The organism is Yokenella regensburgei, assembly GCF_051486985.1.
Taxonomy (GTDB): Bacteria; Pseudomonadota; Gammaproteobacteria; order Enterobacterales; family Enterobacteriaceae; genus CBFFRJ01.
This window is the reverse complement of sequence record NZ_JAHVDV010000007.1, coordinates 54,381-79,624: the sequence shown is the minus strand read 5'-3', so window position 1 is coordinate 79,624 and position 25,244 is coordinate 54,381. Positions and strand designations below refer to the sequence as shown.

Annotated in this window: 24 protein-coding genes, 1 pseudogene and 1 riboswitch; of the genes and pseudogenes, 12 read left to right on the top strand and 13 right to left on the bottom strand. The window is 51.5% G+C overall.

Features of this window, described 5'->3' with window-relative positions; genetic code table 11:
- Positions 1–80: 80 nt before the first annotated feature.
- The 4 genes from KXR87_RS07310 to yebS form a co-directional block, all read right to left on the bottom strand.
- Entirely contained in the window at positions 81–320 is a 240-nt protein-coding gene (locus KXR87_RS07310) for a YebV family protein (RefSeq protein WP_437431603.1), read from the bottom strand.
- Between the two features lie 103 nt (positions 321–423).
- A complete protein-coding gene (gene rsmF, locus KXR87_RS07305) occupies positions 424–1,869 on the bottom strand; it encodes a 16S rRNA (cytosine(1407)-C(5))-methyltransferase RsmF (RefSeq protein ID WP_437431602.1) in 1,446 nt (481 codons plus the stop codon).
- Between the two features lie 79 nt (positions 1,870–1,948).
- On the bottom strand, positions 1,949–4,582 hold the full coding sequence (locus KXR87_RS07300; protein ID WP_437431601.1) for an MlaD family protein: 2,634 nt from the start codon (positions 4,580–4,582) through the stop codon (positions 1,949–1,951).
- Positions 4,539–5,834: a membrane integrity lipid transport subunit YebS gene (yebS, locus tag KXR87_RS07295; RefSeq protein ID WP_437431600.1), complete on the bottom strand. Its 1,296-nt coding sequence runs from the start codon at positions 5,832–5,834 to the stop codon at positions 4,539–4,541. The genes KXR87_RS07300 and yebS overlap by 44 nt, the downstream gene beginning before the upstream one ends.
- A 132-nt stretch (positions 5,835–5,966) precedes the next feature.
- On the opposite strand from yebS, the gene KXR87_RS07290 reads away from it, so the two are divergent.
- The 5 genes from KXR87_RS07290 (at position 5,967) to kdgR (ending at position 11,455) form a co-directional block, all read left to right on the top strand.
- Entirely contained in the window at positions 5,967–6,464 is a 498-nt protein-coding gene (locus KXR87_RS07290; protein WP_437431599.1) for a GAF domain-containing protein, read from the top strand.
- Positions 6,465–6,560: 96 nt separating this feature from the next.
- Positions 6,561–7,247: an RNA chaperone ProQ gene (proQ, locus tag KXR87_RS07285; RefSeq protein ID WP_437431598.1), complete on the top strand. Its 687-nt coding sequence runs from the start codon at positions 6,561–6,563 to the stop codon at positions 7,245–7,247.
- A gap of 19 nt (positions 7,248–7,266) precedes the next feature.
- Entirely contained in the window at positions 7,267–9,315 is a 2,049-nt protein-coding gene (gene prc / locus KXR87_RS07280) for a carboxy terminal-processing peptidase (protein WP_437431597.1), read from the top strand.
- 193 nt (positions 9,316–9,508) lie between these two features.
- Entirely contained in the window at positions 9,509–10,390 is an 882-nt protein-coding gene (gene htpX, locus KXR87_RS07275; protein WP_437431596.1) for a protease HtpX, read from the top strand.
- Between the two features lie 273 nt (positions 10,391–10,663).
- Positions 10,664–11,455, top strand: a complete 792-nt coding sequence (gene kdgR / locus KXR87_RS07270; protein WP_437431595.1) for a DNA-binding transcriptional regulator KdgR — start codon at positions 10,664–10,666, stop codon at positions 11,453–11,455.
- A gap of 31 nt (positions 11,456–11,486) precedes the next feature.
- On the opposite strand, the gene KXR87_RS07265 is transcribed toward kdgR, so the two are convergent.
- Positions 11,487–11,726: a YobH family protein gene (locus KXR87_RS07265; RefSeq protein WP_437431594.1), complete on the bottom strand. Its 240-nt coding sequence runs from the start codon at positions 11,724–11,726 to the stop codon at positions 11,487–11,489.
- Between the two features lie 154 nt (positions 11,727–11,880).
- Here KXR87_RS07265 and mgrB point away from each other — a divergent pair, with 154 nt between their 5' ends.
- From mgrB to rlmA, 6 genes and pseudogenes are all read left to right on the top strand, one after another.
- Positions 11,881–12,024 (top strand): PhoP/PhoQ regulator MgrB, encoded by a 144-nt coding sequence (mgrB, locus tag KXR87_RS07260; protein WP_437431593.1) that lies wholly within the window; start codon positions 11,881–11,883, stop codon positions 12,022–12,024.
- Between the two features lie 74 nt (positions 12,025–12,098).
- Entirely contained in the window at positions 12,099–12,386 is a 288-nt protein-coding gene (locus tag KXR87_RS07255) for a YebO family protein (RefSeq protein WP_437431592.1), read from the top strand.
- Between the two features lie 32 nt (positions 12,387–12,418).
- Entirely contained in the window at positions 12,419–13,417 is a 999-nt protein-coding gene (locus KXR87_RS07250; RefSeq protein ID WP_437431591.1) for an MBL fold metallo-hydrolase, read from the top strand.
- Between the two features lie 511 nt (positions 13,418–13,928).
- A pseudogene (locus KXR87_RS07245) lies at positions 13,929–14,073 on the top strand (DUF2627 domain-containing protein).
- Positions 14,074–14,085: 12 nt separating this feature from the next.
- Positions 14,086–14,295: a transcription antiterminator/RNA stability regulator CspE gene (gene cspE / locus KXR87_RS07240; RefSeq protein ID WP_001062678.1), complete on the top strand. Its 210-nt coding sequence runs from the start codon at positions 14,086–14,088 to the stop codon at positions 14,293–14,295.
- Positions 14,296–14,445: 150 nt separating this feature from the next.
- Positions 14,446–15,261 carry a 23S rRNA (guanine(745)-N(1))-methyltransferase gene (gene rlmA, locus KXR87_RS07235; protein ID WP_437431590.1) on the top strand — a complete coding sequence of 272 codons (816 nt, stop codon included), beginning with the start codon at positions 14,446–14,448 and terminating at the stop codon, positions 15,259–15,261.
- Here rlmA and mntP read toward each other — a convergent pair.
- The 5 genes from mntP to manX form a co-directional block, all read right to left on the bottom strand.
- The gene (gene mntP / locus KXR87_RS07230; RefSeq protein WP_437431589.1) at positions 15,258–15,824 is read right to left on the bottom strand and encodes a manganese efflux pump MntP; all 567 of its coding nucleotides are present in this window, start codon (positions 15,822–15,824) and stop codon (positions 15,258–15,260) included. The two genes, rlmA and mntP, sit on opposite strands and share 4 nt — an antisense overlap.
- A gap of 6 nt (positions 15,825–15,830) precedes the next feature.
- Positions 15,831–16,006, bottom strand: a riboswitch (yybP-ykoY riboswitch).
- A 195-nt stretch (positions 16,007–16,201) separates the two neighbouring features.
- On the bottom strand, positions 16,202–16,660 hold the full coding sequence (locus KXR87_RS07225) for a DUF986 family protein (RefSeq protein ID WP_437431588.1): 459 nt from the start codon (positions 16,658–16,660) through the stop codon (positions 16,202–16,204).
- Between the two features lie 54 nt (positions 16,661–16,714).
- Positions 16,715–17,566: a PTS mannose transporter subunit IID gene (locus KXR87_RS07220; protein WP_437431587.1), complete on the bottom strand. Its 852-nt coding sequence runs from the start codon at positions 17,564–17,566 to the stop codon at positions 16,715–16,717.
- Between the two features lie 12 nt (positions 17,567–17,578).
- Entirely contained in the window at positions 17,579–18,376 is a 798-nt protein-coding gene (gene manY / locus KXR87_RS07215) for a PTS mannose transporter subunit IIC (protein WP_437431586.1), read from the bottom strand.
- Positions 18,377–18,436: 60 nt separating this feature from the next.
- The gene (gene manX / locus KXR87_RS07210) at positions 18,437–19,396 is read right to left on the bottom strand and encodes a PTS mannose transporter subunit IIAB (RefSeq protein WP_437431585.1); all 960 of its coding nucleotides are present in this window, start codon (positions 19,394–19,396) and stop codon (positions 18,437–18,439) included.
- Positions 19,397–19,830: 434 nt separating this feature from the next.
- Between manX and yoaE the strand changes: the two genes are divergently transcribed.
- Entirely contained in the window at positions 19,831–21,390 is a 1,560-nt protein-coding gene (gene yoaE / locus KXR87_RS07205) for a CNNM family cation transport protein YoaE (RefSeq protein ID WP_437431584.1), read from the top strand.
- A 1-nt stretch (position 21,391) separates the two neighbouring features.
- On the opposite strand, the gene KXR87_RS07200 is transcribed toward yoaE, so the two are convergent.
- The 3 genes from KXR87_RS07200 to KXR87_RS07190 form a co-directional block, all read right to left on the bottom strand.
- On the bottom strand, positions 21,392–22,987 hold the full coding sequence (locus KXR87_RS07200; protein ID WP_437431583.1) for an EAL domain-containing protein: 1,596 nt from the start codon (positions 22,985–22,987) through the stop codon (positions 21,392–21,394).
- Between the two features lie 131 nt (positions 22,988–23,118).
- Positions 23,119–24,483 carry an L-serine ammonia-lyase gene (gene sdaA, locus KXR87_RS07195; RefSeq protein ID WP_437431582.1) on the bottom strand — a complete coding sequence of 455 codons (1,365 nt, stop codon included), beginning with the start codon at positions 24,481–24,483 and terminating at the stop codon, positions 23,119–23,121.
- 182 nt (positions 24,484–24,665) lie between these two features.
- Complete coding sequence (locus KXR87_RS07190) at positions 24,666–25,244, bottom strand: CoA pyrophosphatase (RefSeq protein ID WP_437431581.1); 579 nt, start codon at positions 25,242–25,244, stop codon at positions 24,666–24,668.

The following is a 25,244-nucleotide window of genomic DNA, read 5'->3' as shown; positions in this document are numbered from 1 at the left end:
GGACTAAGTGTAGGGGATGAACGGTGACAGGGGAAATGAAGCGGGTAAATAACCCGTCTTACGGACGGGTTCCCGATGAATCAGGCAAGGCGCATGATCCAGGTGTCAGATTGTTGATCGTAATGCTCGCGGTACAGTACAAAATGTTCGCCGTCAAGGATCGCCGGAATGCTGGTATCCGCGTCCCAGGCATCAAGTTGCATACAAAGATCCGGGTCGGATGAGCAGGGGATGCGCAAAGTACGTTCACCCTGAGTTTCGCCCTGCAACTCGGCATCATCGATTTCAAATGCGCCAATACGCACGCTGGTCTTCGTCATAATGCTCTCCGTTGATGGAAAAATGTGGTACGACCAGTAAAGCCGTCCACTTTTTAGCCTGGTACAACAAATGACAAGATGCCAGTCGAATCGTGCGTTTTTTCTACGACTCATCCGGGGCGGCAAACAAACGACCATCGCGTACCAGTTCACGCGGATAGCTGTTTTTAAGCCGGGAACCGATTTTTTTCGCCAGCCCCAAAGGCTGATGCTGATAGGTTACGAGCACGTCATCCTGCGCCAAAGCCGCGTGTGGATAGAGATCGCGCCCACGGTACCACTCCTGCGCTTCCGTGAGCGATAGCTCAAAGGCTGAAGGATGAGTGACATCGGCCAGCGCAACAATGGCCTCGTGCTGCCAGCGAAAACCTTTATTATGGGTTTCGGCAAGTTTCAGGCCGATACGTGAAAAACGGACTTTTCCGAGCAGAGCATCGATGGCTTTCGGGAATAACCAAATCTCTTTATCGCGTTGCCAGAGCTGTAATTCGTCCTCCCAGCGAAGGCCAACAGCGGCAGCGGCGGCTATCATCTGGCTGGATTCACGCGGTTTTACGCGAGTAAACGGAAAGTTACCCACTTTGTACTGCGGCGTGGGAAGCGGGGTGACAGCGGCGCGTTTACGTAGCTGGGCAACAAAAAAACCTTCGCAGTCATAGGTTTGAGGAAAGACATGCAGAAAGCCTTCAGCGGTTAATGCTTTCCCGGCTCCGCAAAACAGGTCCCCCAGCGGCACAAACTCGACTGCGTCAGGATACTGCTGCAAAAGCCAGTGGCAGACAGCTTCGTTCTCGTCCCGGTTCAGAGTGCAGGTTGAGTAGACTAAGGTTCCACCAGGGCGTAGCGCGTGAAAAGCACTGTCGATAAGTTCCCGTTGCGTGGCAGCAATCTCAAGATTACTGGCATGAGACCAGTTTTTCAGGGCATCCGGATCTTTGCGCACTACACCTTCGCCGGAGCAGGGAGCATCGAGCAGAATGGCGTCAAAAGCCTCGGGCAACGCCGGGCCAAAGACGCGGCCATCAAAATGGGTCAGGGCAACGTTAGTAATCCCACAGCGGCTGATGTTAGCGTGCAATACCTTCACACGACTGGCAGAGTATTCATTGGCCAGAATCACGCCGCTATTACCCATGCGCGCTGCAATCTGGGTGGTTTTTGATCCTGGTGCTGCGGCAACGTCCATGACCCGCTCCGGCAGTTCGCCATCGGCGAATAGCGCGCTTACCGGCAGCATGGAACTGGCTTCCTGAATGTAGAACAGCCCGCTGAGATGTTCTGCGGTACTGCCTAAGGGCAGGGCGTCCTCATCTTCCCGCTCGATCCAGAAGCCCTCGTCGCACCAGGGAACCGGCGTAAGGTGCCACTGGTAAGGGGCAACAAGCGCCAGAAAGCGCTCAACAGAAATTTTGAGAGTATTGACACGAATACTCCGACGCAACGGGCGCTGGCAGGCAGCGATAAAGTCGTCAAAGGAGAGGCTGGCAGGCATGGCGTCACGCATTTGAGCCAGGAAGTCATCAGGGAGATATACAGCGTTTTGAGCCACGAGGAATACCACAGGAATCGAAGAGGCGCGCAGTGTAACACACTCGCTCCGGCGCAGGCACGCCGGAGCAAAGCGTTAATTAGCGGGGCAGTGCGGTCCCCCACTGCCGCCACTCTTTCGGTTCGCTTTCCTGCAACAGGAAGTGTTTGTCCGGTTGCGCTTTTGGCGCAAGCGGCACGCCAGGCGGAGTAGCAAAGGCCACGCCACCGCGAATGAACTGGTTGAAGGTGCCGGTTTTAACCACGCCGCCTGTCAGACCAAAGTCCAGGGAATAACCTGACGCCAGCCAGAAGACGGAGTTGTTTCTCACCAGATGCTGATACCGCTTGCTGATGCGTAAACCGACCATCACTCTGTCAGACATGGAACCAAGCATTAACCCCGTCACGGTGCCAACCTCAATACCTCTGAAAAGCACCGGCGTGCCGATGTTCAGTGAACCAGCTTCAGGTGCCTCAACCACGATATTCAGGCCATCGAGATAACGTGAGTCAGTGATTGTCGCCTCCTGAATCTCAAACTCTCTGCGCGTCTCGCCATGACCGGGTTCGACATTGATATAGGGTTGCAAAATCGTATCAAGATTTTCGACGCCCGCAGCGGAGATTTGCGGTGTGACCACCGAGAAACGGGTGCCGTTACGGGCAAATTTCTGCACATACTCCGGATACAGCACGGCGGTTGCCTCTATTTCGCTCCGGTCGGTAATGAGCTGCAGATTAGAGATCTGCCCGATATCAATACCCAGATAACGAATCGGCATCCCGGCTGCGAGCTTGCCGGCATCGAAGGCATGCAGGGTTATCTGGCTACCTACCGCACGCGCCGTGGTTTCGGAGGCATAAAGAATACGCTTGTCGCCTTTGCGCGCACTGGCGCCGGCACCGCTAAGGTTATCGAAGCTGATGGCGCCTTTGATGGCGCGCGACAGCGGCGATGCCTGCACGGTCAGACCGCTACCGTTGAGCTGTACTTTCGCTCCCCCTTCAGCCCAGAACACACTGTTGTTGGTCAACAGTGAGCGATACTCGGGTTTGATATGAACTTCAATATCGAAGGCATTTGCGCGAGGGCGAACGGTAATGATTTCGCCGACCTGAAACTTACGATAAAGCACAACAGAACCGGCCTGAACATCAGGCAGCGTATCGGCGGTCAGCGTGAGGGTCGTGGTCGGCAGATCGCTGAGGCTGTTTTCCAGAGCCTTATCGAGATTAGCGAAGAGCGGGTAGTCAGGCTTCATATCGCCTTTGGTGCCAGGCAATATACGAATACCCCCGCTGAGCCACTCATTCGCGCTGGCGGCTAGAAACTCAACGCCGTCCAGGCCTACTTTGACGTCGACCCGGCTGTTTACCACAAACTTACTGTCACCCTTCACCAGGTCGCGATACTGCGGGTCGATGGCGATAGCAAAGGAGACGCCTTTGTTGGTGAGATCGCGATCAAGTACCTGACCTACCTGTACGCCATGCAACACCAGAGGTTGCCCGGCATCGATACCATAACTTTCGGGGGCCTTAAGCGTCAGGGTTACGACGCCTGGTTCCTGTAACAGCGTTTTATCCGAAGGCAACACCACAAAATGATTTCGCGGCTGGCCTTCGCCTGGCACCAGTTCCAGCGTGGTACCCGTCAGGAGTGAACTGACGCTGGCATTGTTTAACGAAAGTTTAGGGCTGCGCATTTCGATTCGCGTATTGTCGCGAAGCAGATTAACAATGCCCGGATCGACCGTCATCTCACCGGTAACGGTGCCGCCCGGGTCGAGGTTGATTTTGGTCAGCTCACCCACTTCCAGCCCCTGGTACATTAGCGCGGTAGAGCCTGCCTTAAGGCCTTTCCCGTCGGGTAAATCCAGCTTAACCAGCACCCCGCGCTGACTATGGGCGAGGTCTTCATAGAGGCCAAATTCATCATCCTGATCGGCATGGGCAGAGCCTTCCGGGGAGTCAAATGCAATAGCGCCATTGACCAGTGCCGCTAGGCTTTCAAGTTTTACTTTCGCTCCGCTCAGGCTCAGATCAGCATCCACACCGGAGACGTTCCAGAAACGGCTCCCTTTTTTGATAAGGTTGGTAAAGCGTCTTTCGATAAGTACATCAATGGTCACGCCCTGTTTATTGGCATTAATCGAGTAATCGTAAACGCGACCGACCGGGATTTTGCGAAAATAAACCAGCGACCCGCTGTTAAGGGAACCGAGATCGGGAGCATGAAGGTGAATCATTAACTCGCCGTTATTGAGCCGATATTTGGGCTGGGTATCCAGCGCAACAAAATGCTCCTGCGGTTCACCTTTGCCTGGCATCATGCCGATGTAGTTGCCGCCGACCAGCGCATCCAGCCCGGAAACGCCAGCCAGTGAGGCTTTTGGCGTGACCAGCCAGAACTGCGTTTCATTACGCAACGCATCTTTCATATTGGATTTAATGCTGGCGCGTACCTCGATCTTTTTCAGATCTTCGCTCAGGCGAATGTCCTCAACTGTACCCACTTCCACACCCTGATAGCGAACGGGCGTGCGGCCAACAACGATCCCGTCTGCCGACATAAAATCGATTGTGATGGTATTGCCGCGATCTTCATAACTGTTCCAGATGAGCCAGCCGGCAATGAGCAGTGCAAGAACCGGCAGAATCCAGAAAGGCGAAATGCGACGTTTGGTTTTAATGCGCGCTTCTGTCGGCGAAGCGGGGGTTTCCTGACTCATGTGCATCCCAAAGTAAGCGGCTGTCCAGCCATTCCACAGCAAGAATAGTCAATATTACCGCTGCGCCGAAGTAAAACGCAGCGGGTCCCATAGTAAATGCAAGCAATTGATCGCGATTAATCAGTGACATCGTTAGCGAGATGACGAACAAATCAAGCATGGACCAGCGACCAATCCATGTGACGATACGTAACATGGTGAGGCGCGCGCGCAACCCCTCCTCAAACTTAAAGTGGATGCTAAGCAGCAGTGTAATCATCACAATAACTTTGGTAAATGGCACCAGAATACTGGCGATAAATACCACGGCAGCGACGGCGATATTGCTTTCGGCAAGCGAGATAATGCCCGACATAATCGTGTCCTGTTGACGGGCACCGTTTATATAAATCACGGATATGGGCAACAGGTTGGCCGGAAAGAGAAAAATCATCGAGGCGATGAGTGCAGCCCAGCTTTTTTGCACACTTTGACGGCGGCGAACGCGTAAAGGAATGTGGCAGCGGGGACAACGGCCTCGCGGGTCGGGAAAGCCGGTAAAATGGCATCCCAGGCAGACCCGTAGTTTCTCATCAGGGCGCCGGGCGGGACGCTGGGGATAGAAACGCTCCCAAAGTTGCTCAACGTTAAGGTGAATAATGGTCATGATGCTGAGAATGACCAGCGCGATGAACGCAATCAGACCGATGCCAGGACGCAGGTAAGCGTAATCCTGCACTTTAATGGAGGCGACACCGATGCCGACGAGGTAGATATCCAGCATGACCCACTCTTTCAGCTTCTCCAGCATGAGTAAAATGGGTCTAAGATTCATGCCGAGAATGTTTCCCAGCCATAGATAGGCAATCGCCGCGACCAGAATGAGCGGGGCGCCTACTGCACAAAACAGCACCATAGCTGCGGTTAAGGGGTCGCCCTGGGCTACAATTTGCCAAATGCCTTGCAGCACGTCTGCGTCAATACGCACGCCAAGCAAATAGAGATGTAGCAGTGGTTCGCTCCATGCAAAGGGCATTAATAGCAGCATGGTGATCGCCATGGCGGCCAGACGAGTCAATGACCAGTCCCGCCCGTCACGGATTTTGGCGTCACAGCGCGGGCAAAAGGCGCTTTGGTGCGATTTCATCACCGGCAATGCAAAAAGCGTATCGCATTGCGGGCATCGCTGATAGTGTGCGCGTGGCAATGGGTCGCCAATGGCATGGACGGCCATCTTTTTAGCAGGCGTTATCTGTCGGTTTTTAAGGGCCATTGCAAGCAAATGATAAATTCAGGAATGCTACTATCTTAACTCATGATTGGAACTTCTTGAGCATCAACGCATTTAATGCTTATTTTAATAGGCTATGCAGTAAGACATCGCAAGACTTAAAGTGACTGGAAAATGAACAAAACAGAATTTTACGCGGATTTAAACCGTGATTTTCAGGCGTTAATGGCAGGAGAAACCAGTTTTCTGGCTACTCTGGCGAACACCAGCGCATTGCTGTTTGAGCGCTTGAGTGGCGTAAATTGGGCAGGATTTTACCTTCTTGAAGGCGATACGCTTGTTCTCGGGCCGTTTCAGGGCAAGCTGGCCTGCGTGCGTATCCCGGTTGGTCGGGGTGTATGTGGTACGGCAGTTGCGCAAAACCAGGTGCAGCGTGTGGAAGATGTGCATCAGTTTGATGGTCATATCGCCTGCGATGCCGCCAGTAATTCCGAAATCGTTTTACCAATTACGGTGAATAATAGAATTATTGGCGTACTGGATATCGACAGCGTTGAATATTCTCGTTTTACTCATGAGGATGAAAGTGGTTTACGTGAGCTGGTTTCACACCTTCAAAACGTTCTCGAAAACACCGATCACAAAAAATTCTTTACGGACGTCGCAGGATAATCAACGGATAACGTAGCAATTACTGATAGCGTCATTATAATGACGCCTGTTCATGCCTGCGCTTGTTGGCAACGTCCGTTGTAATCAGGAAATTTCATGGAAAATCAACCTAAGTTGAATAGCAGTAAAGAAGTTATCGCGTTTCTGGCCGAACGTTTTCCTCACTGTTTCAGTGCAGAAGGCGAAGCGCGTCCCCTGAAAATTGGTATTTTTCAGGACCTTGTTGAACGTGTTGAAGGTGAGATGAGCCTCAGCAAAACTCAGCTTCGTTCAGCCTTACGCCTTTATACATCAAGCTGGCGCTATCTCTACGGTATCAAAGCTGGCGCGATCCGTGTTGATCTCGACGGTAATGACTGTGGTGCGCTGGATGAGCAACATGTCGAACATGCGCGTAAGCAGCTTGAAGAAGCGAAGGCTCGTGTTCAGGCACAGCGCGCAGAACAACAAGCGAAAAAACGTGAAGCTGCTGCTGCCGCCGGAGAGACAGAAGAAGCGCCGCGCCGTGAGCGTAAACCGCGTCCAGCGCCCCGTCGTAAAGAGGGTGGTGAGCAAAAAGCGCGCGCTGATAAACCTGCAGCAAAACCCCAACGCGCACCTAAAGAAGAGCGTCACACTCCAGTTTCAGACTTATCTGTACTGAGCGTAGGCCAGAGCCTGAAGGTAAAAGCGGGTAATAATGCGATGGACGCTACCGTAACGGAAATCACCAAAGATGGCGTTCGCGTACAGCTTACTTCGGGTATGTCGATGATTGTACGCGCAGAACATTTGATGTTCTGAAACGGAGGCCTGGCCTGGCATGAACACTTTGTTTAAGCGCACCGCGTTGGCTGGCCTGTTGTTAATAACAGGCCAGGTATTCGCAGCAGAAGATATTACGCGTGCCGATCAGATTCCCGTATTAAAGGAAGAGACGCAGCACGCCACGGTCAGCGAACGGGTAACGTCACGTTTTACGCGTTCGCATTACCGCCAGTTCGATTTGGATCAGGCTTTTTCGGCCAAAATATTCGCCCGCTATTTGAATCTTCTCGATTACAGTCACAATGTGCTGTTAGCCAGCGATGTTGAACAGTTTGCGCAGAAAAAAACGCTGCTTGGTGACGAGTTGCGTAGCGGAAAACTGGATGTCTTTTACGATCTTTATAATCTTGCTCAAAAACGCCGTTTTGAACGTTACCAGTACGCGCTAAAAGTGCTGGAGCGGCCAATGGATTTCTCGGGTAATGATGTTTTTAACCTTGACCGCAGTAAAGCGCCCTGGCCAAAAGATGAGGCTGAGCTGAATGCGTTATGGGACAGCAAGGTTAAATACGATCAGTTAAGCCTTAAGTTAACAGGCAAGAACGATCAGGAAATACGTGAAACCCTGACTCGTCGCTATAAATTTGCGATTCGTCGTCTGGCACAAACCAACAGTGAAGATGTGTTTTCGCTGGCAATGACTTCATTTGCCCGTGAAATCGATCCGCATACTAACTACTTATCGCCGCGTAATACCGAACAGTTCAACACCGAGATGAGTCTGTCTCTGGAGGGGATTGGGGCGGTGCTGCAAATGGATGATGACTATACCGTCATCAATTCCATGGTTGCTGGTGGACCAGCCGCGAAGAGCAAAGCGATAAGCGTTGGCGACCGTATCGTGGGTGTGGGTCAGACAGGGCAAAACATGGTTGATGTGATCGGCTGGCGTCTTGATGACGTCGTTGCTCTCATCAAAGGGCCTAAAGGCAGCAAAGTACGTCTGGAGATCCTGCCTGCAGGAAAAGGGACCAAAACGCGCACCATTACCCTGACACGTGAACGTATTCGTCTGGAAGACCGCGCGGTTAAAATGTCCGTGAAAACCGTCGGTAAAGAGAAAGTTGGCGTACTCGATATTCCTGGCTTCTATGTCGGGCTGACTGACGACGTGAAAGTTCAGTTGCAGAAACTGGAAAAACAGAACGTAAGCAGCGTTGTGATTGACCTGCGTACCAACGGTGGTGGTGCGCTGACAGAGGCGGTTTCACTGTCGGGTCTGTTCATCCCTTCCGGTCCGGTCGTTCAGGTGCGTGATAACAACGGCAAAGTGCGCGAAGACAGCGACACTGATGGCGTGGTGTATTACAAAGGGCCGCTGGTCGTGCTGGTTGATCGCTTCAGTGCTTCTGCTTCAGAAATCTTCGCCGCTGCAATGCAGGATTATGGTCGGGCGCTGGTGGTAGGCGAGCCTACCTTCGGCAAAGGTACAGTACAGCAGTATCGTTCTCTGAATCGTATTTACGATCAGATGCTTCGACCTGAATGGCCAGCGCTGGGCTCCGTGCAGTACACGATTCAGAAGTTCTATCGCGTCAACGGCGGCAGTACGCAGCGTAAGGGTGTTACACCGGATATCATCATGCCGACGGGAACGCAGGAGACCGAAACGGGTGAGAAATTCGAAGACAACGCTCTGCCGTGGGACAGCATTAATGCAGCCAGCTTTACCCGCTCGGGTGATATGAAGCCGTTTGGACCCGCATTGCTGAAAAAACATGATGAACGTATCGCTAAAGATCCTGAGTTCCAGTACATCCTGAAGGACATTGCACGCTTCGATGCGCTGAAAGATAAACGTAATCAGGTCTCTTTGAACCTTGCACAGCGTGAGAAAGAGAATGCCGAAGACGATGCTATTCGTCTGGCGCGTCTTAACGATCGCTTCAAGCGCGAAGGTAAGCCGTCGCTGAAAAAACTGGACGACCTGCCGAAAGATTACAAAGAGCCAGATCCTTATCTTGATGAGACGGTTCACATCGCGATTGATCTCGCCGCGATGGAAAAAGATAACCCGGCAGCTCAGCCGGCCCCCGCGAAATAACTCCTTCCCAGGCACAAGAAATTGTGCCTGTTTTTTTAACAACAACAGCATCGCGTAAGCATGATGCTACAAAATGTAAAGTTGTGTCTTTCTGGTCACTTACGGCATTCTGATGCTTGAAAATAGCGTTATTACCCATACGATGTGGGTAATCGCATAGTGCGTTTTGTTAAACAGAGGTTAAAAGAAAATTATGATGCGAATCGCGCTCTTCCTGTTAACTAACCTGGCCGTGATGTTGGTGTTCGGCCTGGTGCTCAGTTTGACGGGTATTCGGTCGAGCAGCGTGCAGGGACTGCTGATAATGGCACTGCTGTTTGGTTTTGGCGGTTCGTTCATTTCGCTACTGATGTCGAAATGGATGGCGCTCAAATCGGTTGGCGGTGAAGTTATCGAACAACCACGCAATGATATGGAGCGCTGGCTGATGGATACCGTCGCTAACCAGTCCCGTCAGGCGGGCATTGCTATGCCACAGGTGGCTATCTACCATGCGCCTGATATCAATGCTTTCGCTACCGGCGCGCGGCGCGATGCATCCTTAGTCGCCGTAAGCACCGGGCTGCTGCAGAACATGAGTCGTGACGAGGCGGAAGCGGTTATCGCTCATGAGATCAGCCATATAGCCAATGGTGACATGGTCACCATGACGCTGATTCAGGGCGTGGTTAACACCTTTGTCATTTTCATCTCCCGCATCCTGGCGCAGATTGCAGCAGGCTTCATGGGGGGGAACCGCGATGAAGGTGAAGAGAGCAACGGTAATCCACTCATCTATTTTGTAGTCGCGACCGTGCTTGAGCTGGTATTCGGTATTCTGGCCAGCATTATTACCATGTGGTTCTCGCGTCACCGCGAATTCCATGCGGATGCCGGTTCTGCGAAACTTGTGGGTCGTGAGAAAATGATTGCTGCGCTGCAGCGATTAAAAACCAGTTACGAACCTCAGGAAGCGAGCACCATGATGGCCTTCTGCATCAATGGTAAATCTAAATCCCTGAGTGAGCTCTTTATGACTCACCCGCCACTGGATAAACGTATCGAAGCACTGCGTAGCGGTGAGTATCTGAAATAAGCGATGAGCAGGCTAAAAAAGCGCGTCTTTGACGCGCTTTTTTTTATACCCCACAACAGGCAGCAACACGTTTTTTAAGCGCCACTCATTCAAAGGCAGTGTGTTAAGCACTAATTCATCCTCTTACTGTCGGGTGAAAGGGCAAACCACGATTCCGGTTTTATATCGCAGATTTGTTACGAAGTCGGTAATCGTGCATTGCGACCGACTGGTGAGAAATTTATAATAAAAACCTATTCTAATTTTTATAAAACACTGGCGATGAGGTGAGTAATGGCAATCGCAGATTTGGATAAGCAGCCGGATTCTGTTTCTTCTGTATTAAAGGTATTTGGCATTCTGCAGGCGCTGGGCGAGGAACGCGAAATCGGCATCACCGAGCTGTCGCAGCGCGTTATGATGTCTAAAAGCACCGTTTATCGCTTTTTGCAGACGATGAAATCACTGGGATATGTCGCCCAGGAAGGTGAGTCTGAAAAGTATTCATTAACGCTTAAACTCTTCGAACTGGGCGCGCGGGCGCTGCAAAATGTGGATTTAATTCGCAGTGCGGACATCCAGATGCGTGAGCTTTCTCGTCTGACTAAAGAAACCATCCACCTGGGTGCGCTGGATGAAGACAGCATTGTCTACATCCATAAAATTGACTCTATGTATAACCTGCGCATGTACTCCAGAATTGGACGTCGTAACCCGCTTTACAGTACCGCGATTGGTAAAGTGCTTTTAGCCTGGCGTGAGCGTGATGAAGTGCGGCAAATCCTTGAAGGCGTGGAGTATAAACGTAGCACAGAGCGCACCATCACCAGCACTGAAGCGCTGCTGAGTATGCTTGATGTGGTTCGGGAGCAGGGCTATGGTGAAGATAACGAAGAACAGGAAGAGGGGTTGCGTTGCATCGGCGTCCCTGTTTTTGACCGTTTTGGCGTTGTCATTGCCGGTCTGAGTATTTCGTTCCCGACCCTGCGATTTTCCGAAGAGCGCCTGCATGAGTATGTTGAAATGCTTCATCAGGCAGCCCGCAAAATTTCAGAACAGATGGGTTACACGGCTTATCCCTTTTAATAGACAGGCGCCGCATATTTGCGGCGCTTTCTTAACCGTTATCGACGACTATTTCACTTTTTCGAAGAATCGGGCACTGAGTCAAACCGATGATCCCGCTGGATGAGTGCACATATTGCGCTGTACTCACGCCTCTCGCCGTCAGGTACTTGCACTGTAAACCCAGCCCCGCAGCATTTTCACTGCTGCCGATAAGCACACCGTAGCCGCTCAGTAAAATACCGACCCATACCAGCGCGAGTAAAATAATTGTACGAATAAGTGTTCGCATCGCTCTTCCTTGCTTGAAAATATTCTCTGGAAGGCTACCGTAATCACGGTGAGCCGCAAGTTGAGCATTCCTAAAAATCAACCTTACAGAGTTAGTCGCGGTTTAAGGTTGTCATGCTAACGTTATGACATTCGGGTAAGTATCGGAGAGTGGAGTGAGAAAATTTAGATGGCTGTTGCTGGTTGCCGTGCTGGCAATCTGCCTGCTGCTCTGGACTCAAACGCTAAATGTGATGTGCGATGAAGGTGTTCAGTTTTACAGCGGTATTTGCGTCATAAATAAATTTATCCCCTGGTAACTGCTTTTTTTCGTGAAGCGATACCCTTCTTTACCGCCAGTGGTAGAATACTGCGTTTTGGTTGAGGTGGTGAAATGAACGAAGTGATAAATTCTGGAGCGCTTAATTTTTCGGCGTTGATGGTTTCAGTAGTGGTATTGCTGGTCGGCCTGGTATTGTGGTTCTTCATTAACCGTGCCAGCTCGCGCACCAATGAGCACATTGAGCTGCTGGAAGCGATGCTCGATCAGCAAAAACGTCAGACTGCACTGTTACGTCGCTTATGTGAAGCGAATGAACCAGAGAAAGAGCAGCCCGTTGAGCAGCCTGGCAGCGCTAAAAGTAAAGACGATGAGTTCATTCGTCTGGTTGCCGAGCGCTGATTAGCCGAACAGTTGCTGATAAGGGGAGTGACATGGCACATAAAAATCCCTGGTTTAATGCTTCACTCCCTCATCATACTTCCGACGGCTTCAAGAACATGCGTCCCGGCGGCCATAAACCGGGTGACGTTAAGCGCTGGCGAAGGGAGCGTAAAGCCGCAGGACTTCCGCTGCCCCCCGCCGGTGGTTATGAGCAGTTTACTGCACGCTGGTGGCAGAAGGCGGAACTCGATCCCTTAGCAACAGAGGATAAAATCTGGTGGTTGGGTCACTCCACGATCCTTTTGCAGATACAAAACCGGTTTATTCTGACAGATCCTGTCTTATCGCAGCGCGCCTCACCGCTTTCCTTTGCTGGCCCCTTACGGCGTACGCCGCCAGCGTTGTCCGTCGACGAACTTCACTCCCTTGACGCTATTGTCATTTCACACAACCATTACGATCATCTGGATGATAAAACGATTCGGCAGCTGGTTGCGCGCTTTCCTGAGGTAACGATATTTGCCCCGCTTGGCCTGGGTAAATGGCTACAGCGTCGTGGGGCGAGGCAGGTGGTTGAACGTGACTGGTGGGAAGCGGAAACCTTTCATGGAATGACGTTTACAGCTGTACCTGCCCGGCACTGGAGTATGAGAACATTTTGGGATCGTAATGCATCGTTGTGGTGCGGCTGGGTTATTGAGCATTGCGGTCAGCGTTTTTGGTTTCCTGGCGACACCGGATACTCGTCCGATTTGCTACAAATCCCGCAGCGACTGGGGGACATTACTCTTGCTGCTTTGCCCATTGGGGCCTACGCGCCGCGCTGGTTTATGGCTTCTAATCATATGGATCCGCAGCAAGCTGTACATTTGTGGCGTCAACTTGGGCAACCCCGCGCATTTCCCATTCACTGGGGAGTATTTGAACTCGCGGATGAATCTTTAGATGAACCTGTAAACGAATTGCAAAACGCATTAAACGAAACGGTGACAGGGTTCTCAAATTTCAACATTCTCAAAATTGGTCAATATTTGACTTTGCAAGGTTAAAGCAGCACTTATTGATACTATTTTTTTATTTCTAATAATTAAAAGGTTGTTAATACCGTCGAAACGTTTTTATTGCCTTTTTATGAGGCGTTGTCATCAAGCATTCATTATTTTGGTGCAGTGGCTGAATTATTTGCACAAGAATTACTCGATAGTTAACAGTTGCATTTGGTTTACTACTGTTCAAGAAGTTCGCACACTTAACTCATCAGTATTAATGATAAAGCCACGCTTAAATCATACGAATGATATACGCTATATTTGAATAAATTTAAGTGCTTACATAGACTAACCTGACATGTTGCGCTATGGTTAGTTCGTGTGTTTTTTGCATACAGTGTGATGGAATCTGCTGAATCATTTAGCGTATAAGGTATTGCTTAAATGTGCATTACTTGGGCGAATACCCGTTAATTTGTGCGACGGATCCAGACATGTTTAAAAATGGCTTGCCATAATTAACGTTGTATGTGATAACACGTTTAGGGTCAAACGAGGTACAGTTCTGTTTATGTGTGGCATTTTCAGTAAAGAAGTCCTGAGTAAACACGTTTTCGTTGAATACCGCTTCTCTGCCGAACCTTATATTAGTGCCTCAAGCAGTAATGTCTCAGTTTTATCTCAGTGAATGCCTGCGGGCAAAGTATATACATTAAGGAATATTGCAAATGGCAAAGATTAAAGGTCAAGTGAAGTGGTTCAACGAGTCTAAAGGCTTCGGTTTCATTACTCCTGCTGATGGCAGCAAAGACGTGTTCGTACACTTCTCTGCAATTCAGGGTAATGGCTTCAAAACCCTGGCTGAAGGTCAGAACGTTGAGTTTGAAATTCAGGATGGCCAGAAAGGCCCGGCTGCTGTAAACGTAACAGCCATCTGATTTCAAAACCACTGATCCTGAAACGCCAGCGGCGTATCAATGTCAGCGGAAAGCCTCGCACTTGTGCGGGGCTTTTTAATTTCTGCTCCGCATTCCCCGCGGGCAGGAATGGCGGTACACTTTGGCCCTTTTTCGAGTTCCGGAGTTGTTATGCCCTTCAGTTGCCCACTCTGCCACGCGCCTTTGCATCGTTCAGTAAACAGTTTTTCCTGCGTAAACCGCCATCAGTTTGATATTGCAAAAGAAGGGTATGTAAATTTACTGCCTGTACAGCATAAGCGTTCCCGCGATCCGGGCGACAGCGCAGAAATGATGCAGGCCAGGCGTGCTTTTCTTGATGCCGGCCATTATCAGCCACTCCGTGACGCCATCGCAGCAAAGCTTGATAAATTTCTGCCGGAGTGCGCGGAAGCTTTACTCGATATCGGCTGCGGGGAAGGGTACTACACCCGTGCTTTTGCGAGTGTGGCGGCCAGCAGAGGGGCGAAAATGGTTGGGCTTGACGTCTCAAAGGCTGCTATTCGCGCGGCGGCAAAACGTTATCCCGAAGCAATGTTCTGTGTGGCTTCCAGCCATCGTCTTCCCTTTAAGGAAAGCAGCATTGATGCGGTAGTAAGGATTTATGCGCCCTGTAAAGCAGAAGAGTTAAAACGGGTTGTCAAACCAGAAGGTATTATCATCACTGCCTCGCCGGGACCCCGACATTTGTTAGCATTGAAGGGCCTGATTTATCAGGAAGTACAGTTACATGCTCCGGATGCGGGCGAGATTGAAGGTTTTGAGGTTATTGAACAGCAGTCAATTGCCTACGAGATGAGCCTCACCGGAAAAGAAGCCGTGGCATTACTGCAAATGACGCCTTTTGCCTGGCGTGCCAGACCAGAGGTGTGGGAGGCACTGGCTGGTAAAGCGCAGTTTACCTGCGAAACGGATTTTACCGTGCACTGCCTCAGACGTGTTGATTAAGGGGCGAAATGCCCCCACAGGATCTGTACACCAATTCCAATCAGTACAATCCCGCCCAGGATCTCGGCACGTTTACCCAACAGCGGGCCAATAAAGCGACCAATCATGATACCCAGTGTGGACATAAGCAGAGTGGCGCAACCGATGGCCAGGGCGGTAGTTATAATATTGACCTGAAGGAAAGCAAGCCCAACGCCAACAGCCATAGCGTCCAGGCTTGTGGCGATAGCAGTGGCAACCAGTAACCAAAAACCATGCCGACAGGGAGCGTGCAGGGGATCTTCACTTCCGGCACGGCAGCCTTCCAGCACCATTCTGCCGCCCAGAAAGACTAATAAGATAAACGCAATCCAGTGATTCCATTCAAGCACGAACTGACTGGCCAGCATGCCCATTCCCCAGCCAATGAGCGGGGTCAGCGTTTCGATAACCCCAAAAATGAGACCGGTACGCAGAGCTTCTGAAAACTTAGGCTTATGTAGCGTGGCACCCTTTCCTATGGAAGCAGCAAAAGCATCCATAGACATGCCAAAAGCGAGGAAAAGAGTAGCGGATAGATTCATGCGAGCGTCCTGACCGGGAATTCCATAAAACACACCACTGCCCCCAGTAAACAGCAGTGAATGTGTCTATGGTCTCGCCTGACTGAGAAGGATCAGTCCGTACGTGCCACGTTTTGCAACGAGTATGTTGACACGTACATTTCCGGGATAACAGAAATCGGCTACTCCCCAATGACGGGCGCAACCTTAACATATTTATTGAATATAAAACAACAACTGAAAGTTAATTCCGTGCTCCAGTTGATAACGATTTTCATTTGGTTTGAGTGGTGATTGTAATCTATATAGAGTGAAGAGGTTTTGGCACCTTTAATATAGCAATGGCTATATTGATGCCTAATAAATATACGGATATCTTTGATGAGGTTATTTTTATGTTATTGATGTTTCACAAGAACATGATAAACCTTCTCAAGGTCATCAATATTTTTCACCCGAATCAGCAAACGGCGCTGCTCTAATTGCATCACCAGCACCCCATCTTCCGATAAATTCATCTCTTTAATTCGGTCATATTTGATCCAGACAGAAGAATAATAAAAGCCGTGAGCTTTGAAGTGGATTTTGGGCACCTTGATCCAGAAGAGATAAATGGCCAGTAACGCCAGCGCACACAATAACCATGTGGTTAAGGTCGTACCGCCATTGACCGCATTGTTGTAGATAAGAATCACCAGCAAACCTACGAAAATGCTTGCATCCACACGACTGCGGCGTAGAAGAGGGAGGGTCAACAGGCTTTCACCATGACGTGCTGGCAGGATCAGTTCATCATAAATGGCGTAAGCCAGAAGGGCTGCAATAAACAGTACCAGAATGCTGTCCGTAAGCGTCATTGTTGCTCCTGAAAGTAAAAAACCGGGGCCAGGCCCCGGTTATAGCACAGTGGTTTACAGGCCTAACAGGCCCACGGCATAACCAGCGATACCAATGACGAAGAAGCCGACAATAATCCACAGCGGGTTAACTTTTTTACGCAACAGCCACATGCAGGCGAAAGTTAAAAGCAGTGGCACCAGACCTGGCATCAGTTGGTCAAGAATCGTCTGGACCGTCGTCACGTTCTGTTTGCCCGTCTGGTCGGTGATGCGCGACACGACAAGGGGAATATTGACGTGCGTCCATTTGTTAACCAGCGCCCCCATGACAAACAGCCCGAGAATAGAGGCCCCTTCCGTCAGTTTTTGCAGGAAGCCGCCACCCATGTCTTTAACGATATCGATCCCTTTGCGATAACCATAAGCCACGCCGTAATAACGGGTGGCAAGACGCACCAGATTAAACAGCACGAAGAAGAGCAGTGGACCAAGCAGGCTCCCGCTCATGGCGATACCGGCACCGAGGGCAGCAAAGACCGGACGTACGGTGCCCCAGAATATCGGGTCACCCACCCCTGCCAGTGGCCCCATCAGACCGACTTTAATACCGTTGATGGCGCCGTCGTCGATTTCGGCACCGTTGGCACGTTGTTCTTCCATCGCCAGCGTTACCCCAAGTACGGGCGCGGCAACATAGGGATGGGTATTGAAGAACTCCAGGTGGCGTTTAATCGCCTGACGACGCGCTTCATTGTTTTCCGGATAGAGGCGTTTTACCGCCGGTACCATGGAGAAGCAAAAACCTAACGCCTGCATACGTTCAAAGTTCCATGACCCCTGGAAGAGATTAGAACGGATGAACACGCTACGAATATCGCCCTGGGTCAGCTTTTTCTCAGGGGTAGTTTTAGTCATATCAACCATGTCGTTCACCTGTTAGTCCAGTTCATTATCAAGATCGTTGGAACCTGCAGCCTGCGCAGGGGCGGCTGAGCGATTATATTTCGGGCTAAGCTGAATATAGAGAACAGCCATCACTGCACCGATAACGCCCAACGCCACCAGGTTGAAGTTGGTGAACGCCGCGGTAACAAAACCCAGGTAGAAAAAGGGCATCAGGTAGCCTGCGCGCATCATGTTAATGACCATCGCGTAACCGACCACCACGATCATGCCACCGGCGATATTCAGACCGCTGGTGACCACTTCAGGGATGGCATTAAGCATGCCCTGAACTTCACTGGTACCTACAGAGATAGCAACGATAACCGCCGGAATGGCGATACGCATTGCCTGCAGGAAGAGTGAAGAGACATGGATCCAGGACAAGGCCGTAAGGTTGCCATTTTCGGCGGCTTTATCTGCGGCGTGCTGGAAGGCAACGGTAATAGTACGCACGATGATAGTCAGAACCTGACCAGCAGCGGCAAGTGGGATTGCCAGCGCGATGCCAGCGCCAATGCTCTGATGGCCTGCAATAACCAGCACGGTCGAGATAATGGAGGCCAGCGCGGCATCCGGTGCAACTGCAGCACCGATGTTCATCCAGCCCAGCGCAATCATTTCCAGCGTACCGCCGATGATAATGCCTGTTTTCATATCTCCCAGGACAATACCCACCAGCGTACAGGCCACTAACGGACGGTGAAACTGGAACTCGTCAAGCACCGATTCCATACCGGCAATACACGCCACGACAAACACCAGCACAATCTGAAGAGTGGTAATCTCCATTGTACTTCTCCTATGCTAAAACAAACGTATATGTGAAATCGCGTCAAAGAAAGCGCGTGATTACTTCGCCACTTTGCTGATCAAATCCATCATTTTCAGTTTCGGATCGTTAGAAACCTTGCGAACTTCCAGCTCAATGTTGCGTTCATTAAGCTTTTTGAACGCCTCAATGTCTTTTTCATCCACCGACACCGCATTATTCACCTGAGTTTTTCCCTGACGATACGCCATGCCTCCGATGTTAACGGACGTAATCTTCACCCCTTCCTCAACAATACGCAGCACATCTGTCGGATTAGTGAAGAGCAACATCACGCGCTCACCGGCATATTTCGGGTTGTTATAGACACGGATCATTTTGGCTACATCCACAACGTGCGCTGTTACGCCCGGAGGGGCTACCTGGGTCAGCAACGTTTTGCGTACATTATCGGCGGCGACCTCATCACTGATGACGATGATGCGCGTCACGTTGGTTTCTTTTGTCCAGCGCGTCGCGACCTGTCCGTGGATCAAACGGTCATCAATGCGTGCAAGACCAATGGTCATATAGTCATTTGGGCCCATAGGGCGGGCAGGAGCCGGTGCTTTAGGGGGAGCGGCAGGCACCGCTTTGGCGACCGGAGCCGCTTTCAGCGCTTTCACGCCTTCACGTCCGGTTTCAACCGCCACCGCGACCAGTTCGTCAAAATCGGGGTTGTCATCACGCGCCATTAAGGTTTCGACCAGCATGGGGATATTTACCCCGGCAACCACCTCATAATGTTCTTTGTCGACGACAATGCGGCTGGCGGCATTAAATGGGCTGCCGCCCCAGGTATCAACCAGAAACAGCACGCCCTGGTGGGTATCGAGTTTTGCCAGTTGAGCATTGTACTTTTCAATTAAGGTTTCGGCATTTTCCCCAGGAACGAAATCAATCCAACCCACATTCTCCTGCTCGCCTAATAACATTTCAGCGGTTTTGAGTAACTGTTCCGCAGCCCAACCATGTGTGCCTATCACAATAGCAATGGTCACTTGCTACCTCCTTCGTTTTTGTCGTTAACACACCTGTAAAAGGTCTGTTGAGAACCTCGCCATTCAGTGAATCGATTAATATAAGCGAGGAAAAACTAAGACTTCCGGGATTTATTTTAGACAGCGAAAAAATAATTTATGTGATGAAGATCCGTAATTTAGCTTAAGAACCGAAGAAGCCTCGCGGCGTGAAAAAGTCGTTAAATGCAAATTCAGGTAAATCTTTGCCAAAGACAAACTCTCTTTGATATGTTTACCTTCCGTTTAATATTTCAGGAGTAAAGGGCTGCAGCCCACCGTATGGACCGTCACCGACGTCAGTTAACCCTCTGGCAACCCATTGCCAACCATTTCTGTACTTCGACCCCCTTTAATGTCATCACGCCTGTGCGTTCACGCGCGCTGTCTGGCCTTATGTTGAGCAGGAGATACCCATGGAATTCTTAATGGACCCCTCAATCTGGGCGGGCCTGTTGACGCTTGTCGTCCTGGAAATTGTTCTTGGTATTGATAACCTGGTCTTTATCGCCATCCTGGCCGATAAGCTTCCCCCTAAACAACGTGACAAAGCGCGACTCATTGGTCTCTCGCTTGCCTTAGTCATGCGTCTGGGGCTGCTGTCGTTGATCTCCTGGATGGTGACGCTCACGCAGCCGTTATTCAGCGTCTGGGATTTCACCTTTTCCGGTCGCGATCTCATTATGCTGTTTGGTGGTATTTTCCTGCTGTTCAAAGCCACCACTGAACTGCATGAAAGGCTGGAAAACCGTCAACTTGAGGGCGGTCAGGGGAAAGGTTATGCCAGTTTCTGGGTAGTGGTCGTTCAGATTGTCATCCTTGATGCGGTGTTCTCTCTTGATGCGGTCATTACCGCCGTCGGTATGGTGAATCATCTGCCGGTCATGATGGCCGCTGTGGTGATTGCTATGGCCGTCATGCTGCTTGCCTCAAAGCCGTTAACCCGCTTCGTGAACCAGCATCCAACGGTAGTTGTGCTCTGCCTGAGCTTCCTGTTGATGATTGGTCTGAGTCTGGTCGCGGAAGGCTTTGGATTCCATATACCAAAAGGTTATCTCTACGCCGCGATAGGCTTCTCTATCGTTATCGAGCTCTTTAACCAGATTGCCCGTCGCAACTTTATTCGCCACCAGTCAGCGGTGCCGCTGCGCGCACGTACCGCTGATGCCATCCTCCGTTTGATGGGGGGCAAGCGCCGCGCGAATCAGCCCCAGGACGCTGAAAGCCCGGCGGCTGTGCCGGTGCCGGAAGGGGCCTTTGCGGAAGAAGAACGTTACATGATCAATGGTGTGCTTACCCTGGCCTCACGCTCACTGCGCAGCATCATGACGCCACGCGGTGAGATAAGCTGGGTGGATGCAAACCTCGGTGTGGACGAGATTCGTCAGCAACTGCTCTCTTCACCGCATAGTCTTTTCCCGGTATGCCGTGGAGAGCTGGATGAGGTAATTGGTATTGTACGTGCCAAAGAGATGCTGGTGGCGCTGGAAGAAGGGGGGGACGTAGGCGCCATTGCGGCCATGTCGCCAGCTATCGTCGTCCCTGAAACCCTGGACCCTATTAAGCTTCTGGCGGTGTTACGTCGCGCACGTGGCAGTTTTGTTATTGTCACCAACGAGTTTGGCGTCGTGCAGGGGCTGGTTACGCCGCTGGATGTGCTGGAAGCTATCGCTGGTGAATTCCCCGATGCAGACGAAACGCCGGAAATCGTCGCTGACGGTGACGGCTGGCTGGTGAAAGGGGCGACGGATCTGCATGCGCTGCAGCATACCCTGCAACTCGATACGCTGGTCAATGAAGAGGAAGACATTGCTACCGTTGCGGGCCTGGTCATTGCGATTAATGGTCAGATCCCACGTACTGGCGACGTACTGGAACTGAAGCCGCTGCAGATAACCGTAGTGGAAGCCAACGATTATCGCGTGGATCTGGTTCGTGTTGTTAAAGAGCAACCGCTGTACGACGAAGAAGAGTAATTCAAAGCGACATAAACGGCGTCATCAGTTTAGTGTGGCGGGCGGGAGGGGGCGACCATCCCGCCAGCCAGCGCGGAAACTCTTTTACCGGCATCGGCTTCGCGTATAAAAAACCCTGCAGGACATGAACTCCCCGCTGGCGCAGATGCGAGGCCTGGCGGAGGTTCTCAACCCCCTCCGCCACCAGTTCAATGTTAAGACGCTGCCCCAACGAAATGATGATATCGGTGACCGTGGCGTTCACCGCATCGGTGCCGATTGCCGTGGTAAAAGACTTGTCGATTTTAAGCACATCCGGGCGTAACCGCTCCAGCCATGAGAGTGAGCTGTTGCCGGTGCCGAAATCATCAATAGCGATTTTTAACCCTTTACGGTGCAGCTCGCGCACCATGCGGTAATCCACATCCTGCAGCGCATCACGTTCGGTGATCTCAATGGTGAGCTGCTGGGTCGGACGGGCGCTGAACCAGTACGTATTTAAATCTTTTAGTAATTCACCATTACGCAAATGGCTCGGTGCCACATTGATGCCAATCTGAAAATGAGTGTCGGCCGGGAACAACCCGATCTGACGCTGCGTTTCAGCCATGACATAGCGGGTAAGGGGAGCGATGAGATGGTGTTCTTCCGCGATGGGGATAAACACTTCCGGTGAAATCCATCCCTGACGGGGGTTATTCCAGCGCAACAGGATCTCCACGCCGACACACCTGTTGGTCCCGGCATCCAGCAGAGGCTGACAAAACAGCTCGAACTCCCGCGCAGCCATGCCAAGATTGATCTCCCATGAAAAACTCATCCGACTCGCGGTGGCAAGCCAGGCAATGTATCCCATCAGCAGACTTAGCATCAGCGCAAGAGGAACCTGAGAGGAGAGATAACGCCATGCCAGCCGCGCCGCACCGGGGCTGACAACAGCAACACTGAACGGGAACCGGTCCGACGCTTTCTGATAACGCTCCTCCCCCTTCAGGGCGGGAAGGGCCCCGACCACCCCCTGCCCATAGACCAGATGCCGCTGTCCGACGCTCAGGCTTGCCCCGCTGATAAGCGGGGAATCAGGCTCAAGAGTAAAGGCTGTGAGCAGATCAATATTAATGACTTCAATAATGCCACTCTGCCCCTCTGGTGTTGTCGGATACCAAAAGATCATCACTGGCGAATTCTTCAGCAACGATTGATCGGTTGAGAGCAGCAGCAAGGGAGTAGGGGAAGGCAGCGCGGGCTGTAGTTGGTTAATTGGCACATCGCGATAACCGAATATGCTTGAGCAATAAAGGATACCGTCTTTAATCAGGGCGACAGAGCGCACGGTCTGCAGGCTGGCAGCTTGTTTACGCAACAAAAAATGGGCACTTGCGCAGGGCTGTCCTACCAGAGGAATAAGATCGCTGCGTCTGAGTTCAAGAGGCAGGAGCAACTTGTCCAGGGTCTGCACGGCATGGGCCGTAAAGGTTGCAATTTTGCGCTCATTTAAATTGCGCTCCAAAATAAATCGCACCGCCAGGGTTGCCAGAAAAACAGCAATAGCGACCAGGGCGCAGACAATGATGCGTTTGCGCCGGTATCCTGAAATGATTTGCTGTGCTGTTTGCATGCCGTGACCGCCTGTGTAGCCACTGGCCTGGAACGATCGCCAGAACAAACAAAGTGTAGTGGGAATTCAGGAAAGAGAAGAGGCGGTGCAGGAAATTAGCCCTTCCGTTGCAGAAGGGCTATGACGACGTATTAGTCGCACTGAACCTTGATGGCAAGGCCGCCGCGCGAGGTTTCGCGGTATTTGGCGTTCATGTCTTTGCCTGTTTCGTACATCGTTTCGATAACTTTATCGAGCGATACGCGCGGAGCGCTGGTACGACGCATCGCCATACGGGACGCATTGATGGCTTTTACCGAGGCTATCGCATTACGTTCAATACAGGGCACCTGTACCTGGCCTGCCACCGGGTCACACGTCAGGCCCAGGTTATGCTCCATACCGATTTCCGCAGCCACGCAGACCTGCTCAGGGCTTGCGCCCAGCAGTTCAGCAAGCCCGGCGGCGGCCATTGAACAGGCAACGCCGACTTCACCCTGACAGCCCACTTCAGCGCCGGAGATAGAGGCATTCATCTTATACAACGCGCCAATGGCACCGGCAGCAAGGAAGTAACGAATATAGATATCCGGGCTTACCGGCTCGATAAAGTGATCGTAATAAGCCAGGACCGCCGGGACTATCCCACATGCGCCGTTAGTCGGCGCGGTAACCACACGCCCGCCAGCAGCGTTCTCTTCGTTCACCGCCAGGGCAAACATATTGACCCAGTCCACAACATTCATGGGGTCATTAGATAATTTATCGCTGGCAACCAACAGTCGACGCAACGCTGAAGCACGACGGGGTACGCGTAACGGCCCCGGCAGCACGCCTTCGGTATTCATACCGCGATCGATACAGGCACGCATTGTAGCCCACACGTGGCCAAAATAGCTTTCAATCTCTTGTTTACTGTGCAGCGCCAGTTCGTTCTGCATGACCATGCCGGACAGAGAAAGGCCGGTCTGCTGGCAGTAAACGAGCATCTCGCTGGCCGACCTGAACGGGTAGGGAACGGTCACGCTGGCAACGGTCTCTTTACCAAAATGCTCCTCATCGACGATAAAACCACCGCCAATGGAGTAGTAGGTTTTACTGTAAATCTCTTTCTCACCGCTCCAGGCATGAATGCTCATGGCATTTTCATGCAGCGGCAGGTTATCGCTGTGAAAACGCATGCCGTCATTGGGTGGAAAATCCACCTCCTGACGACCAGAGGCCAGCAGCAGGCGGCCCCGGTTTTCAACATCGCGAATAAACGCGGGAATGTTGTCGATATCCACGGTAGCAGGTTCATTTCCTGCAAGGCCCATAATAATGGCGATGTCGGTGTGGTGGCCTTTACCCGTTAATGACAGTGAACCGTAGACGTCCACCGCAACGCGGGTTACGCGCTCCAGCAATCCCTTTTCGACCAGGTCATCGACGAACTGTTTCCCGGCCTTCATCGGGCCAACAGTGTGGGAAGAAGAAGGACCAATTCCCACTTTAAACATGTCGAATATACTAATCACATTAACACTCCTGACAGGGTTACCGGGGTTCCGGTAACGATGTAATAACTGCGCATAGTGTAAGAGGGAAGTAATTTCGCGGTTCAACTATTCACATGAATTAAACTAATGGCTGACAGCGATTTTTCTTATGCCGGGCCGCTGAACGCTGTCAGCGATTGATTACAATGACTAAAGTATAGTCAAGGTCTGTCGCCAATCTGCAACGAAAGCTCACGAATAATGCCCGCGGTCATACCCCAGACAAAGTAATGCTGATACCAGGAGAGCCATACCCGATGGGCATTGCCGTGGCGGTGAACATCGAGAGGGTGGTAGCGCCCCAGACGCAACGCTTCTGCCAGTGGCATTTCAAAGACGGAGGCCACCTCATCCTCGCTGGCGTGATAAGGCAAATCGGGCGGGATGATGCCCACAACCGGGGTGACACGAAAACCGGTCACGCTGTCGACGGCAGGCAACACACCTATTACTTCAACAGCGTCGGGGGGGATTGCCACCTCTTCCTGCGCCTCCCGTAACGCCGCAGCAATCAGTGAAGCGTCGGTATCGTCCACTGCACCGCCAGGAAAAGCAACCTGACCGGCATGTTTACGTAGCCGCGCGGAGCGCTGCGTAAGCAAAAGACCAGGCTGTTCGCGACGAACGACGGGCACCAGAACGGCCGCCTGTCGCGTATTGGCAATAACAGGGTTCATCTGCGGACGTAAAAGCTGAAAACGGGATAAGAAATCCTCCAGCGTCAGAGCAGGCTGCGTCAT

Excerpts from the sequence above, each read along its gene's own strand:
- KXR87_RS07220 (WP_437431587.1), bottom strand. The coding sequence starts at position 17,566 with ATGGTTGATATGACTAAAACTACCCCTGAGAAAAAGCTGACCCAGGGC.
- KXR87_RS07255 (WP_437431592.1), top strand. The coding sequence starts at position 12,099 with ATGAACGAAGTGATAAATTCTGGAGCGCTTAATTTTTCGGCGTTGATG.
- kdgR (WP_437431595.1), top strand. The coding sequence starts at position 10,664 with ATGGCAATCGCAGATTTGGATAAGCAGCCGGATTCTGTTTCTTCTGTA.
- KXR87_RS07200 (WP_437431583.1), bottom strand. The coding sequence starts at position 22,987 with ATGCAAACAGCACAGCAAATCATTTCAGGATACCGGCGCAAACGCATC.
- KXR87_RS07310 (WP_437431603.1), bottom strand. The coding sequence starts at position 320 with ATGACGAAGACCAGCGTGCGTATTGGCGCATTTGAAATCGATGATGCC.
- yoaE (WP_437431584.1), top strand. The coding sequence starts at position 19,831 with ATGGAATTCTTAATGGACCCCTCAATCTGGGCGGGCCTGTTGACGCTT.
- KXR87_RS07265 (WP_437431594.1), bottom strand. The coding sequence starts at position 11,726 with ATGCGAACACTTATTCGTACAATTATTTTACTCGCGCTGGTATGGGTC.
- KXR87_RS07290 (WP_437431599.1), top strand. The coding sequence starts at position 5,967 with ATGAACAAAACAGAATTTTACGCGGATTTAAACCGTGATTTTCAGGCG.
- rlmA (WP_437431590.1), top strand. The coding sequence starts at position 14,446 with ATGCCCTTCAGTTGCCCACTCTGCCACGCGCCTTTGCATCGTTCAGTA.
- KXR87_RS07300 (WP_437431601.1), bottom strand. The coding sequence starts at position 4,582 with ATGAGTCAGGAAACCCCCGCTTCGCCGACAGAAGCGCGCATTAAAACC.
- KXR87_RS07190 (WP_437431581.1), bottom strand. The coding sequence starts at position 25,244 with ATGACGCAGCCTGCTCTGACGCTGGAGGATTTCTTATCCCGTTTTCAG.
- prc (WP_437431597.1), top strand. The coding sequence starts at position 7,267 with ATGAACACTTTGTTTAAGCGCACCGCGTTGGCTGGCCTGTTGTTAATA.
- manY (WP_437431586.1), bottom strand. The coding sequence starts at position 18,376 with ATGGAGATTACCACTCTTCAGATTGTGCTGGTGTTTGTCGTGGCGTGT.
- htpX (WP_437431596.1), top strand. The coding sequence starts at position 9,509 with ATGATGCGAATCGCGCTCTTCCTGTTAACTAACCTGGCCGTGATGTTG.
- proQ (WP_437431598.1), top strand. The coding sequence starts at position 6,561 with ATGGAAAATCAACCTAAGTTGAATAGCAGTAAAGAAGTTATCGCGTTT.
- mntP (WP_437431589.1), bottom strand. The coding sequence starts at position 15,824 with ATGAATCTATCCGCTACTCTTTTCCTCGCTTTTGGCATGTCTATGGAT.
- cspE (WP_001062678.1), top strand. The coding sequence starts at position 14,086 with ATGGCAAAGATTAAAGGTCAAGTGAAGTGGTTCAACGAGTCTAAAGGC.
- KXR87_RS07225 (WP_437431588.1), bottom strand. The coding sequence starts at position 16,660 with ATGACGCTTACGGACAGCATTCTGGTACTGTTTATTGCAGCCCTTCTG.
- KXR87_RS07250 (WP_437431591.1), top strand. The coding sequence starts at position 12,419 with ATGGCACATAAAAATCCCTGGTTTAATGCTTCACTCCCTCATCATACT.
- yebS (WP_437431600.1), bottom strand. The coding sequence starts at position 5,834 with ATGGCCCTTAAAAACCGACAGATAACGCCTGCTAAAAAGATGGCCGTC.